Source organism: Allotabrizicola aquatica (SeqCode), assembly GCF_965194375.1.
Classification (GTDB): domain Bacteria; phylum Pseudomonadota; class Alphaproteobacteria; order Rhodobacterales; family Rhodobacteraceae; genus Tabrizicola_A; species Tabrizicola_A aquatica.
Genome location: NZ_CBDAEL010000001.1, coordinates 321,260 through 333,914, shown reverse-complemented (window position 1 = coordinate 333,914; position 12,655 = coordinate 321,260). Strand labels below are relative to the sequence as shown.

At 60.2% G+C, this 12,655-nt stretch carries 14 protein-coding genes; 2 read left to right on the top strand and 12 right to left on the bottom strand.

Features of this window, described 5'->3' with window-relative positions; all coding sequences use genetic code 11:
- Positions 1 to 299: 299 nt before the first annotated feature.
- The 7 genes from AC72UB_RS01610 to pgsA all read right to left on the bottom strand — a co-directional run bounded on the left by AC72UB_RS01610 (position 300) and on the right by pgsA (position 4,696).
- Entirely contained in the window at positions 300 to 983 is a 684-nt protein-coding gene (locus AC72UB_RS01610; protein WP_505188217.1) for a hypothetical protein, read from the bottom strand.
- Between the two features lie 50 nt (positions 984 to 1,033).
- The gene (locus AC72UB_RS01605; protein ID WP_505188216.1) at positions 1,034 to 1,567 is read right to left on the bottom strand and encodes a hypothetical protein; all 534 of its coding nucleotides are present in this window, start codon (positions 1,565 to 1,567) and stop codon (positions 1,034 to 1,036) included.
- A 194-nt stretch (positions 1,568 to 1,761) separates the two neighbouring features.
- A complete protein-coding gene (locus AC72UB_RS01600; protein ID WP_505188215.1) occupies positions 1,762 to 2,226 on the bottom strand; it encodes a BrnA antitoxin family protein in 465 nt (154 codons plus the stop codon).
- A gap of 132 nt (positions 2,227 to 2,358) precedes the next feature.
- A complete protein-coding gene (locus tag AC72UB_RS01595; protein WP_505188214.1) occupies positions 2,359 to 3,312 on the bottom strand; it encodes a hypothetical protein in 954 nt (317 codons plus the stop codon).
- 31 nt (positions 3,313 to 3,343) lie between these two features.
- Positions 3,344 to 3,784, bottom strand: a complete 441-nt coding sequence (locus AC72UB_RS01590; protein WP_505188213.1) for a molybdenum cofactor biosynthesis protein MoaE — start codon at positions 3,782 to 3,784, stop codon at positions 3,344 to 3,346.
- 1 nt (position 3,785) lies between these two features.
- Positions 3,786 to 4,034 carry a molybdopterin converting factor subunit 1 gene (moaD, locus tag AC72UB_RS01585; protein ID WP_505188212.1) on the bottom strand — a complete coding sequence of 83 codons (249 nt, stop codon included), beginning with the start codon at positions 4,032 to 4,034 and terminating at the stop codon, positions 3,786 to 3,788.
- Complete coding sequence (gene pgsA / locus AC72UB_RS01580) at positions 4,031 to 4,696, bottom strand: CDP-diacylglycerol--glycerol-3-phosphate 3-phosphatidyltransferase (protein WP_505188211.1); 666 nt, start codon at positions 4,694 to 4,696, stop codon at positions 4,031 to 4,033. The genes moaD and pgsA overlap by 4 nt, the downstream gene beginning before the upstream one ends.
- Before the next feature lie 190 nt (positions 4,697 to 4,886).
- Here pgsA and AC72UB_RS01575 point away from each other — a divergent pair, with 190 nt between their 5' ends.
- Positions 4,887 to 5,090, top strand: coding sequence for a YgaP family membrane protein (locus tag AC72UB_RS01575; RefSeq protein ID WP_505188210.1), 204 nt, complete (start codon positions 4,887 to 4,889; stop codon positions 5,088 to 5,090).
- Between the two features lie 58 nt (positions 5,091 to 5,148).
- Here AC72UB_RS01575 and fnrL read toward each other — a convergent pair whose 3' ends face one another.
- Positions 5,149 to 5,895, bottom strand: a complete 747-nt coding sequence (fnrL, locus tag AC72UB_RS01570; RefSeq protein ID WP_505188209.1) for a transcriptional regulator FnrL — start codon at positions 5,893 to 5,895, stop codon at positions 5,149 to 5,151.
- 64 nt (positions 5,896 to 5,959) lie between these two features.
- On the opposite strand from fnrL, the gene hemN reads away from it, so the two are divergent.
- On the top strand, positions 5,960 to 7,315 hold the full coding sequence (gene hemN, locus AC72UB_RS01565) for an oxygen-independent coproporphyrinogen III oxidase (protein ID WP_505188208.1): 1,356 nt from the start codon (positions 5,960 to 5,962) through the stop codon (positions 7,313 to 7,315).
- Positions 7,316 to 7,585: 270 nt separating this feature from the next.
- Here hemN and AC72UB_RS01560 read toward each other — a convergent pair whose 3' ends face one another.
- The 4 genes from AC72UB_RS01560 to AC72UB_RS01545 are packed head-to-tail and all read right to left on the bottom strand — an operon-like array spanning position 7,586 to position 12,655.
- Positions 7,586 to 8,809: a glycosyltransferase family 4 protein gene (locus tag AC72UB_RS01560; RefSeq protein WP_505188207.1), complete on the bottom strand. Its 1,224-nt coding sequence runs from the start codon at positions 8,807 to 8,809 to the stop codon at positions 7,586 to 7,588.
- Positions 8,806 to 10,398: an ABC transporter ATP-binding protein gene (locus AC72UB_RS01555; RefSeq protein WP_505188206.1), complete on the bottom strand. Its 1,593-nt coding sequence runs from the start codon at positions 10,396 to 10,398 to the stop codon at positions 8,806 to 8,808. Before AC72UB_RS01555 ends, AC72UB_RS01560 begins: the two co-directional genes overlap by 4 nt.
- Positions 10,395 to 11,510 carry an ABC transporter permease gene (locus tag AC72UB_RS01550; protein WP_505188205.1) on the bottom strand — a complete coding sequence of 372 codons (1,116 nt, stop codon included), beginning with the start codon at positions 11,508 to 11,510 and terminating at the stop codon, positions 10,395 to 10,397. Before AC72UB_RS01550 ends, AC72UB_RS01555 begins: the two co-directional genes overlap by 4 nt.
- Positions 11,510 to 12,655, bottom strand: a complete 1,146-nt coding sequence (locus tag AC72UB_RS01545; protein WP_505188204.1) for a microcin C ABC transporter permease YejB — start codon at positions 12,653 to 12,655, stop codon at positions 11,510 to 11,512. The genes AC72UB_RS01550 and AC72UB_RS01545 overlap by 1 nt, the downstream gene beginning before the upstream one ends.

Here is a 12,655-nt window from a genome sequence, read left to right as displayed (position 1 = left end):
GCGAAACGACACCTGCGGGCGCAACGCGCTGGCAGATGGCGATCCTTCGCACAGGGCCAAGGACCGGAAGCATGGGCCTCCGGGGAATTCAAGGGTGCGGATAGGGGGAAACGGCGGGGGAGTCAAGGAAGGAAGGCAAAGCGACCGCGACAGGCGCCGCACAAGCCATCACCCCCCGCACCTCCCCTCCCAAGCAAAAGCGCCTCCCCTCCCCCTCGTGGGGAGGGGCTGGGGAAGGGGGGCCGATGTTGGCAAGCAGAGACAGGGCATTGAGAAATCTGAGAGAGCTTAGCATGTGCTCAGTGTTTTGTTAGGCGTCCTGCCACAAGATCCATCACACCATTTGGCCCGGCAACTGTCGCTACGTTCTGTAGAAGCAAGATGTCCTCTTGCGACAGGTCATTGTTGTGGGCAACGATTTTCTTCACCGCAGCGTCTGAGGGCACGTCTGCAAGCGCAACGTATTTTGAGTTTACCGAGTTCGCATGGCGCGAGACTATTTCAATTAGCGTCAGTTGCTCTTTTCCTTGGATCGCCAAGTCAAATCTATAACGGCGACCGCTCTCCCCCAGAAAAGGGAAGTCCTTGGTGATTGTTCCCTTTGCAAGCTTAGGTTCAAGAAGGTGAAAGATCACGTCGGCCAAGTCACGCTCGGCTTTGATGTTGTTATCCTTGAGTGCATTTCTTGCTGCCGTCGCTGCTGTGTTAGCAACCGCGACAATCGCTGTCTCGAGCCACTCTGCAGCATCGATCTTCAGCGAAATGCGTCTTTCGCTGAAGGCTACGTCGAACCTCTTGCACTCAGAACGTATAGTCCTCTTCGCAGCATCTCCAGCTTGGCCATGGGACATTATGATGGCCATTGCCTCTCCGGCATCATGGACAACGAAGCCATCCCCAAGCTTGGCGACATATACGAAAACAGGCTCGAACGAAGGGAAAACACAAGTCGTACGAACTCTCGCACCGTTCGTGGTTTCCATACACGCCCAAAGCGACGAAGTGCTTTCAAGAATAATCTTGCATAGGGCTGTCATTGAAAGAGGTCCTCTCTAGAGGGCGGGTTCAGGTCCCGCTGCTCAGGAGTAAAGTCTATCCGACATTCGTTACAAATCAAAGCCAGAAGATGCCCAAACATTTGAGTTAACTGTGAAATTGGCGCCTTGATGGGAATCTCCCATTCATCTGGTGGCAAGGAATTCAACACATACTCCCTGTTGTGTTCCCAACGATGAATGTGCGTTCCATAGACCCTTGCTGGAAGCCCAAAGCTTCTAGCTTGAGGGGGATTGCCGTCGTATTCCTCAGGTGGTTTCACATCGATACGACACACTTTCTTGCGTTCGTAGATCAGGGAAACGCTTGGCTGATCTGTCGAAACACGGTTGTAGCGGAACGCCAAATGGGCTCTGGAGACCCCACCTTCCTCTTCGATCGGCCACTTAGCGTCTAACTGATCCTGTCTCCCATTAGGTCTCCATACTGGCTGGAGCCCGCTGAGGCTCTTCTTCGCGCTCAGGAACTCATCTATTTCGGCGCAAAGTCGGGTCTTTTCACTCTTACTCATGGTACGAACATAGATTAGGGAAATTGGCTTGTCATCATGATTAACGCACGGAAAGGTTGCAACGTGAATTCCTAATTTTATATATTTTTTCAATATCTTGACGATAACTTAGCGCAAATTTTCTTGCTCTGGGAGCTACACATGATCATTCTAAGAGTTGTAGATCGCAAAGGCATTTGTGGTGAATCCCCCCCTCACCCCACCTTCCCCTCCCAAGTCGCCTTGATCGCCTTCAGCCGCGCGGTCTCCACCGCCTTGCCCGCCAGCCGCGCCTCGGCGGCTTCTTTTGCCGCCTCCTGCGCCCGGATCACCGCAAAGATCTCATCCCGCACGCGGTGTTCCACCTCTTTCGGCGTCATCTCATAGCGGGCCTCGGCCTTCACCACCTCGGCCAGACGGGCGAGCATAAAGGCCCGCAGCACGGCGTTCATCCGCGTCAGGTGCCCCTGCCCCATGGCGCGGAAGAACCGGGCGACGTCCTGATCCACCCGCAGCGTGATCTTCGATTTCAGCGGCTGTTCGCGGGACTGGGCGATGTCGTGCCATTCGGCCGGGATGCGGACGGACCCGTCCAGCTTCCAGCGCAGATCGGTTTCCAGATCGCGCAGCACTTGGCCAAGTTGGTGAAAGGCAAAGTCGGTTTGGGCTTTGGTGGGCATGGCAGACCTCTGGCCGTGGGCGATGGCCGATCCTGCCACGGGCCGGGTTGACGCCCCGTTACCGCCCCGAACGCCCTGTCGGGACGGATGCCAGACGCAGGCCAGACGGGCGCGGGACGGCGGCGGGACGGGTCAGCCCACAATCCCCAGCATATCAATGGCCAAGCTGCCCCCCGCCAATCCCGCCACCGGAACCCCGGTCGAGGCCGGGCCGGGCATGGGAAAACGAGCATGGCGAACGGCCAGATTGCCGTGCAAATCCTCCGGCCCCGAACCCCCGACGTAATGGGTCGTGGCCTTCAAAATCGTCAAGTTTTGTTGGCGATCCAGCGCCAAAGCGTCCATCGCCTGATGCGCCGCCGCGGCCAGATCGGCCCGGTGGCCTTGGGCAGAGATCCAAACAAAACAACCACTTGTCCGTTTGATCGCCCCACCCGGCGTCTGCGACACCTGCACCGGACCGGGTGCCAAAGTCAGCACCGCCGACACCCCAGCATCCCGCGGCAAAACCACCCGAGCAGCCGGATCCGGGTGCCAATCATGAGGTGCCGGATCAGCCGCAAACCACTGCGCCGACAAAAGCCACGAAGGGTCCAACCCCGCCAAAAGCCCCACCGCCCCCGCCATATCGCCCGCACGCAAGGCAACCAGCTCTACCGGACCACCAGAAATCCGTGATAAACCAAGGGTTTGCTGGATCACCGGGGGTGTGGCAAGGGCATAAAGATCCACCTCAATCCGCATGCCCGGATAGTAGAAATGCGGCAACCGAACCGGCAAAAGCACCGCATCCGGAAACACCCCTCGCAAAGGCTCCAAGACCTCGGACTCGTCCGCAGCATCATGATAAACCACGAGAATCGCAGGATAATGCCCCGGCAAGTGCGACAGCACCCCTTGCACCATCCCCGCCACCAACCCCGCCTGCGCCCCCGCATCGCCGGGATGCAGCACCTGCCCCTTGGTGTCCAACGGGCACTGCCCACAACTGACAGCCAACCCTTTTGCCGCCACCGCCAAAGAACAGGCCACCGGGATCGGCATTTGCCACATCAGACCCATCGGAAGATGCGTGATATCCTGCATGCAACGGCCCTCCCAGTTTGCGCTTTACCGCCTACCAGCGGGTCAAAGCCGCCTCGTCGCTGTCCTTCGCCGCCACCCAATCAGCCCCGTTGGCACTGATTTCTTTCTTCCAAAACGGCGCGCGGGATTTGAGGTAGTCCATCAAAAACTCCGCCGCCGCAAAGGCATCCGCCCGGTGCGAGGCCGCCGTGGCAACCATCATGATCGGCTCTCCACTGCGCAAAACGCCATAGCGGTGAATGACCAAAGCATCCGCCAAAGACCACCGCGCCACGGCCTCTTCCATGATCGCCGAAATCGCCTTTTCGGTCATGCCGGGATAGTGCTCAATCTCCATCGCGGTCAGCTGCCCGCCGTTGTCACGCACCAACCCGCTAAAGGTCACAACCGCGCCGACACCCTTCAAATCATGGGAAAAGCGGTTGGCCTCGGCCCCCAGATCAAAGGCCGCCTCTTGCACGGAAAGCCGCATCTCAGCCCCCTGTCATCGGCGGGAAAAAGGCCACTTCACGCACCCCGGTCAGGGGCGCGGAAAAGCCCGCAAGCTCTTGGTCCACCGCGACACGCAGGCTGGTTTTGTCGGCAAAAGCCAACGCATGACCTTCCGAACGCGCCTCCAACTCGGCCACCAGATCGGCGACCGTGGCGGCAGACGTCGTCACCCGTTCCCGGTTGGTGCCAATGCGCTCACGCAGCCAGGCGAAGTAGAGCACATCGATCATTTCTCATCCCTCAGGAAGGGCTGCGCTTTGCGGAAATAATCAAGGCCCGTATAGGCGGTCAGCGCCGCCGCCACCCAAATCAACACCAACCCAACATCCCCCGCCAAAGACGCGCAATCGCGCTTGCCACAGGCGCGGATCGGGTCGGCCAGACCGGCACTGACAGCACTGGCATATTCCGCAGGCGTCATGCCCTGCATGGCCACCCCGTTCAGATATTCCAGCCCCGTGCCCAAGAACATCACCGCAATCGCCACCATCTGCGCGGTGGTTTTCCACTTTGCCAGTTTCGTAACCTTTAACGTCCCGGCCGATGCCCCCAGATATTCGCGCAAACCCGACACAAACACCTCGCGGAACAAGATCACGGTAGCGGGCAAAATCAGCCATGGATTCATGCCGTTATACCCGGTGATCACCATGATCGCGATCACCACCATCGCCTTGTCGGCAATCGGATCCATCATCGCGCCGAACTTGGATTCCTGCTTCCACAACCGCGCGAGATAGCCGTCAAACCAATCGGTGACCGCGGCCAGAATGAACAGCGACAGCGCAAACCAATCAGCCCAAGGGCGGTGAAAATACAAAAACATCACCGCAACGCCGGGGGCCGCCAAAAGGCGCAGCACAGTCAGGGCGTTGGGCAGGTTCCATGTCATGGCGTAATTCGTAGCGGAAGCCACGCGCGGGGGGAAGGGTGAAGGCGCGCAACCTTGCGGCGGCGCGTTGACCGCGCGCATAGACGCCTCAGGTTGCGGGGATCCGCCCGATCAAATTCCAACTATTGAATTTAATAAGAGAGCGTGTTAGGTCACAATCCAATCTTAGCCCTTCGTTTTGGAGACTCTCATGAACCTTGATCGTTCCGTCACCCTGTTCGCTGGCTTTATGGTGCTGGCGTCGGTGATCCTCACCCAGCTCGTCAGCCCTTATTTCATGTGGTTCACCATCTTCATCGGCGCGAACCTCATCCAGTCCTCGATGACAGGGTTCTGCCCGGCAGCCTCGGTCTTTCGGATGATGGGCATCAAAAGCGGCTGCGCGTTCAAGTAAAACAAAGGCGCCCTGCGGGGCGCCTTTTTGTTGCGGGGGGTGGGTCACACCAAAGCGGTCAGACCAGAAAGCCCCCATCGCTGTCGTCTCCGGCCTCTTCAACCAGCTTGTCGAAATCCGGCACCATGATGTGGCGCTTGCCCTCCAGCCCGATGACGCCGTCGCGTTTCAGCGCGCTCATCTGGCGGCTGACGGTTTCCAGCGTCAGGCCCAGATAATCGGCCATCTCCTCGCGCGTCAGCGGCAAATCAAAGGTCACATGGCCCGTGGCCGACCGCAGCTTCAGGCTGGCATCCCGCCGCGCGATGATCGACAGCAGCGAGGCGATCTTTTCCCGCGCCGTCTTGCGGCCCAACAGCAGCATCCATTCCCGCGCCGCGTCCAACTCGTCCAGCGTCATCTCCAACAGGCGCTGCGCGATATGGGGGGTCTGGATCATCAGCTCTTCAAAGGGCTTCTTGCGGAAACAGCACATCACCAGATCGGTCGCCGCCGTCACATCATAGGCGGCAGACTGCCGCCCCGGACGGCCCACAAAATCGGAGGGCAGCAGCAGGCCCACCATCTGGCGACGGCCATCCTCCATGGTCTGGGTCAGCGTGGCGATCCCGGTCACGACCGAGGCGACAAAATCCATCCGGTCGCCCGACCAGATCACGGTCTGGCCCGCCTGATAGCTGCGGTAGTATTTGATCTGCTCCAGCCTGACCAACTCATCCGTTTCACAGCGGGCGCAGACCGCGCGGTGGCGGATCGGGCAGGATTCGCAGTCTGGGGACAGGGTGTGAAGGTCCGGTTGCGGCATGCAGGCAATAATCCAGTTGATCTGCGTCAAAGCGGTGCGGTCTATACGCGATTAGGCTAACCCAATGACCGTACAATCGCAACTGATGCGGCTGGGGCTTTTTGACGCCCGCGTGCCAAGATACACCTCTTACCCGACGGCACCGCATTTTGCGGGCGGGGTGGGCCCCAAAACCTTTGCCCATTGGATCGAAGCGATCCCGGCAGGCAGCGAGATTTCGCTCTACCTGCATGTGCCGTTTTGCCGGCGATTGTGCTGGTTCTGCGCCTGCCGGACGCAAGGCACCTCGTCAGATGCGCCGGTTCTGGCCTATGCCAAAGTTCTGAAAACGGAAATCGCGCTTTTGAAGCGGCATTTGCCGCGCGGGGTGCGGCTCAGCCGTCTGCATTGGGGCGGTGGCACGCCCACGCTTTTGGCACCCGACTCGATGCGCGAACTGGCCGACGCGGTGTTCGATGCCGTCCCCATGGCCGAAGGGGCCGAGTTTTCGGTTGAGATTGACCCCAACGAAATCGACGCTGCCCGGCTCGATGCCTTGGCCGCTGCGGGCATGACCCGCGCCTCGATCGGGGTGCAGGATTTTGACCCCGAGATTCAGAAAACCATCGGGCGCGAGCAAAGCTATGAGCTGACAAAGCAGGTCGCCGACATGATCCGCGACCGCGGGATCACCAGCCTGAATGCCGATATCCTTTATGGCCTGCCGTTCCAGACCAGCGCCCGCATCGCGGATTCGGTGCAAAAACTGCTCACCCTGAACCCAGACCGCGTGGCGCTTTACGGCTATGCCCATGTCCCATGGATGAGCCGCCGCCAGCAGATGATCCCGTCGAATGCCATGCCCACCCCGCAAGAGCGGCTGGCGCTGTTTGAAACCGCGCGGCAACTGTTCACTTGGGACGGCTACGACGAAATCGGCATCGACCATTTCGCGCGGCCAACCGACAGCATGGCCAAGGCGGCCCGCGCGGGCACACTGCGACGGAATTTCCAAGGCTACACCGACGACACCGCCCCGGTTCTGGTAGGGCTTGGCGCCTCCTCGATCAGCCGCTTCCCCCAAGGCTTTGCCCAAAATGTCAGCGGCACCGCCGATTACACCCGCGCAATCCGCGACGGCGGGTTTGCCACCCATCGCGGCCATGTCTTCACCGGCGAAGACGTGATGCGCGCCCGGATCATCGAGGCGCTGATGTGCGATTTCCGCGTTGACCGGGCGGAAATTTTGGCCGGGTTCGATGTGACACCCGAACGGCTGGAGGCCATGCTGCGCACCGCCGCCGACGGCTTTTCCGGCATGGTGAAACTGGATACGGACGGGCTGACCATCCTGCCTCAGGCGAAACCCCTGACCCGCATGATCGCCCGCGCCTTTGACGCCTATGACCAGACCAAGGCACAGCATTCAGCGGCGATTTAGGGGGGAGGGGGCATTAGGGTCTGCTTTGCGGGACGAAGCACCCTTTGCCATAGAGCCGAACGAAGGGCCGCGCCCGACCTCGGGAGGACGCGCCAACACCAGTTCTAGGCGCTTTATGGTTCAACTTCTTTCCCCGAATTTCTGCTGGCACCCGTTGCAGACGCGCCCTCCCAGGGGGAGGTCGGGCGCGGCCCGGCGGCGCATTCGCGCCTTGATTCCGGGCAAGAAATAAGGTGCGGACTGACGTCCGCAAAGGGCTCAAACCACCCCTCACTTCGGCCCGAAACCCTCCACATATTCCACCATCGCCGGCAAGCAGATCGACCGCAGGTCATAGCCCTCCAGAATGGTCTGCCGCGCCGCCCGGCGCAGGTCCAAGAACGTCTCGGGTCGCGCCAGCGCCTTGGTCAGCGCCTTCGACCAGCCCTTGACGTCAAAGAAATCCACCAGCGTGCCGTTCTCGCCATCGCGGATCAATTCCCGCACGGGTGCAGTATCCGACCCCACCACATGCGCGCCCGCCGCCATGCTTTCCAGCATCGACCACGACAAGACGAAGGGATAGGTCAGATAGGCATGTGCGCGGCTTACCTGCATCAGGCTCACAAAGGTCGGGTAAGGCACCTTGCCCATGAAATGCACGCGGCTCAGATCCAGCTGATCCTTCACCTCGTTCAGGAAGGTGTCTTTCCACCCCTTCGCCCCCTTGGGCGCCGCGCCATAGCTCACCTCATCGCCGCCGACGATCACGACCTGAGCGTCGGGGCGCTCTTTCATCACCGCCGGCAGCGCGCGCATAAAGATGTGATAGCCCCGGTAAGGTTCCAGATTGCGGTTCACAAAGGTCAGAACCTCATCCCCCGCCTTCACGACCTGCCCGTTCGGCAAGGTCACCTGCGCCTGATCGTCTGGGCGCATCACCGCCGTATCCACGCCGTCAAAGATCACCTTGATCCGCTCACGCAGCGCCGCCGGATAGGTGGACGCCTGCCACTTGGTCGGCGACAGCCCAGCATCGGCATGCAACAGCGCTTGGCCCAGATGCGCGGTGCGCCCCTGCGCGATCATCACCTGATCGAAGTTTTGCGCGCTGAATTCCGGATCAAACCCCACATCCGCGCCGCGCCCGCGATAATAGAACTCGGCATAGACGATCAGCTTGGCCTCAGGCCAAACCTCTTTCAAAAACAGCGTCTCACCCCAGCCAGAATGGCCAAAGATCACATCCGGCACATAGCCTTTTTCCCGCAGTTGCAGGCAGGCACGCGCGACCACGACACCCCGGTCAGACATGGTGGTGTAATTGCGCCCCAGCCGCGTGGCGGCAGAGTCAACGGGCGCGGCGTCGAACTTATAGCGAAACCCCTCGGTCGCGAATATGCGCTTGTTGGCGGCATCGGTCAGCATCCGCACCTCATGGCCGCGGCGCGTTAGTTCTGGGGCAAGATGTAAAAATTGGCCGGGAAAATTCTGGTGAACAAAAAGAACCTTCATACAGTCTCCCCAAAGGCGGCCGCAAAAAGGGCGCGCGTGTAATCACTTTGTGGGGCGGCAAACAGGGCCTCGCCCGTGCCCGCCTCGACAATATCGCCATCCTTCATCACCATGACCTTGTGTGACAAGGCCCTGACAACGCGCAAATCGTGGCTGATGAAAACATAGGCCAGCCCCCATTTGCGCTGTAAGTCGCGCAGCAACTCAACAATCTGCACCTGCACAGTCATATCCAGCGCACTTGTCGGCTCGTCCAGAACCACCAGTTTCGGCCGCAAGATCATGGCGCGGGCAATGGCAATACGCTGGCGCTGGCCGCCCGAAAACTCATGCGGATAGCGGGTCATGGTGGCGGGGTCCAACCCCACCTCGGTCATGATCTCAGCCACCATCTCGCGCCGATCCCGGCCCGGCTCCAACCCGTGAATGCCCAGACCCTCGGCGATGATTTCTTCTGCCGTCATGCGCGGCGACAGGCTGCCAAAAGGGTCTTGGAACACAATCTGCAAATCGCGCCTGATACCGCGCAGCGCGCGGCCTTGCAGGCCACTGATCTCTTGGCCCAAAAGGTCGATCCGCCCCTCAGACGGGATCAGCCGCAACAGCGCCAGCGCAATCGTGGTCTTGCCCGACCCGCTTTCGCCCACAATCCCCAACGTCTCACCCGCCCGCACCGACAGGTTCGCGTCATTCACCGCCTTCACATGGCCGACGGTCTTGCGCAAAAACCCTTTCTGGATCGGGAACCACACCCGCAGATGATCGGCGCGGATGATCTCGGCGGCATCCGCCGCAACAGGGTCTGGGCGACCCTTGGCCTCGGCGGCCAAAAGCGTCTGGGTATAGGGGTGCTGGGGGTTGGCGAACACCTCAGCCGTTGGCCCGGCCTCCACAATCTCGCCGCCCTTCATCACGCAAACCCGGTCGGCAATACGCCGCACGATGCCCAGATCATGGGTGATGAACAGCATCGACAGCCCCTCAGCCGCCTTCAACTCGGCCAACAGGTCCAAAATCTGCGCCTGCACCGTCACATCCAGCGCGGTGGTTGGCTCATCGGCGATCAAGAGCTCCGGCCCATTGGCCAGCGCCATCGCAATCATCACCCGCTGGCGCTGCCCGCCGGACAACTGGTGCGGATAGGCGGTCAGCCGTTCCTCGGCATTGCGGATGCCGACCTTCAAAAGAAGCGCCAGCGCCCGCTCCCGCGCGGCCTCACCCTCCAACGCCTGATGCAACGACAGGCTTTCGCAAATCTGCCGCTCAATCGTGTGCAAAGGGTTCAGGCTGGTCATCGGCTCTTGGAAGATAAAGCTGATGTCATTGCCCCGCACCCGGCGCAAATCCCGCTCGCTCGCGCCGATCATCTGGCTGCCAAGGTAAGTGACCGACCCGTCCACAATCGCATTGTCCGACAACAGCCCCACGGTGGACAGCGCGGTGACGGACTTGCCCGACCCGCTTTCGCCCACCAAGGCCACGGTTTCCCCCTTGGACACCGTGAACGACACCCCCCGAACCGCCGGGATCACCCGGCCATCCTGACGGAAGCTGACATTCAGCCCTTCGACATTCAGAACCACCGTCATTGGAAGGTTTTCCTCGGGTCAAAGGCATCGCGCACGCCTTCAAAGATAAAGACCAGAAGCGAGAGCATGATGGCAAAGGTAAAGAAGGTGACAAAGGCCAAGGACGGCATCTGCAAATTCTGCTGCGCCTGCCGCGACAATTGCCCGAGCGAGGGCAATTCCGGCGGCAGACCAAATCCCAGATAGTCGAGCGCCGCCAAAGACCCGATGGTGCCGGTCACGATAAAAGGCATCATCGTCAGCGTCGCCACCATCGCATTCGGCAGCACATGGCGGAAAATGATCGTGCGGTCCGGCACGCCCAAGGCGCGGGCCGCGCGCACATATTCAAAATTCCGTGCCCGCAGGAATTCGGCCCTGACCACACCGATCAGCCCGGTCCAGCCAAAGGCCACCATGATCGCAACCAACAGCCAGAAACTTCGGTCCCAAACCGCAAAGATGATGATGATGACATAAAGCATCGGAATGCCGGCCCAGATTTCCAGAAACCGCTGGAAAACCAGGTCCACCCGCCCGCCGAAATAGCCCTGCACCGCCCCCGCCGCGATGCCGATCACCGAGGTCAGCGCGGTGACCATCAGCGCGAACGCGACCGACAGGCGGAACCCGTAAATCACCCGCGCCAGCACATCGCGGCTGGCATCATCCGTGCCCAGCCAGTGCTGGGCATCTGGCGCCGACGGCGCAGCCTTGCCGCCCAGATCGTTGATCGTGTTGTAAGAATAAGGGATCGGCGCCCAGACGATCCAGCCTTCGGCAAAGCCATCGGCCGTGGTGTCAAAACTGCCCGCCTCGACCGCCGCCGTGATGCCTACAGGGTCATCAAAACATTCCAAAAGCCCGCCTGTCACGATCAGACACTGCACCTCGGTCGATTTGTAATTCGCCTCGGTTTGGAAATCGCCGCCGAACTCCTGCTCGGAGTAAAACCGCAAGAAAGGCGTGTGCATCTCGCCCCGGTAGCTGACCAACAGCGGCTTGTCATTGGCCAAGACCTCGGCAAACAGCGTCAGGCCAAACAGCACGGCGAACAGGATCATCGACCAATAGGCACGCCGATTGGCCGTAAAGTTGCGCCAGCGGCGTTGGTTCAGGGGCGACAGCCGCATCACTGCCTCCGCTCAAAATCAATCCGGGGGTCAACCCAGACATACATCAGATCCGACAGGATACCGACGACAAGGCCAATCAGGCCAAAGGCAAAGAGCGTGCCGAAAATCACCGGATAATCCCGCTCCACCGCCGATTTGAACCCCAACTGGCCCAACCCATCCAAGCTGAAGATCGTCTCGATGATGATCGACCCGCCAAAGAACACCGACACAAACAGCGCCGGAAACCCCGCGATCACGATCAGCATCGCATTGCGGAACACATGGCCATAAAGCACCTGCCGCTCCGACAACCCCTTGGCGCGGGCGGTCATGACATAGTGTTTCTTGACCTCATCCAGAAAGCTGTTCTTCGTCAAAAGCGTCAGCGTGGCAAAAGACGAAATCGTGCTGGCCACCACCGGCAAGGTGATGTGCCACAGGTAATCCAGCACCTTGCCCATCATCGACATCTCTTCCCAACCGGGGCTGGTCAGCCCACGCAAGGGGAAGATCTTCCAATAAGACCCGCCCGCAAACAGCACCAAAAGCAAAATGGCAAACAACAGCCCCGGAATGGCATAGGCCGCGATGATGATGCCAGAGGTCCAACTGTCAAACGCCGACCCGTCGCGCACCGCCTTGCGAATGCCAAGGGGGATGGAAATGAGGTAAGCGATCAGCGTCGACCACAGCCCCAGCGTGATCGACACCGGCATCTTCTCGATAATCAGATCGGTCACACTGGCAGACCGGAAATAGCTTTCCCCAAAGTCAAAGCGCAGGAATTTGCCCATCATGATGGTGAAACGCTCCCACGCCGGGATCATTTCCTTTTCGCACTCCTGCGCCTGCTCCGTCAGGCTGCCCTCATAACCCTCGGGGCAGATAAAGCGGGCAAAGCCGAACTCCACCTCCAGCTTCGCACGAAACTCCGGCGGCAAACCGCGCGCGCCGACATAGCCGCTGTCGCCACTCGCACCCGGATCCTCGCCACTCGCCCCCGTCACCGCCTCAATCGCATCGCCGCCGCCTTCCAGCTTGGCCTCGATCTGGTCAAACGGGCCGCCCGGCACAAACTGGGTGAGGGCAAAGTTGATCAGCATGATCCCGAACAAGGTCGGGATCACCAGAAACAAACGACGAAGGATATATCCGCCCAT